General features: G+C 73.9%; 1 protein-coding gene. It reads left to right on the forward strand.

The features are described 5' to 3' along the window. A partial coding sequence (locus tag AX737_RS01935; RefSeq protein WP_156453474.1) for a DUF2254 family protein occupies window positions 1-417 on the forward strand: 417 nt, incomplete at both ends.

Here is a 417-nt window from a genome sequence, read left to right on the forward strand (position 1 = left end):
TCGTCCACCACGTCGCCACCAGCATCAACGTCGAGACCGTGGTCGACGCCGTCCATCGCGATCTCTGCGCGGCCGTTGAGGCGCGGACCCGTGACGAGGCCGACGTCCAGCCGCCGACGGAAGCGCCGCGCGGCGCCCCGGTCGCGCCGGCGGGCGGCGGATATCTACAAGCGGTCGATACGGAGAGCCTCGCCGACTGGGCGCACGAGCGGCGCGTCGTCCTTGCCCTGAGGGTCCGGCCGGGCGACTTCGTGCCGAGGGGATTCCCGGTCGCCGTCCTCTCCGCGGGCGTCGAGGACGCTGCCGAGGCGGTCGCCCGGTCGCTCACCTTCGGGCGGCGCCCTGCGGCGCTTCAGGACCTGGAATACTCGGTGCGGCAGCTCGTCGAGATCGCGGTGCGGGCGCTCTCGCCCGGCA

The organism is Methylobacterium sp. CCH5-D2, assembly GCF_001556475.1.
GTDB lineage: Bacteria > Pseudomonadota > Alphaproteobacteria > Rhizobiales > Beijerinckiaceae > Methylobacterium > Methylobacterium hispanicum.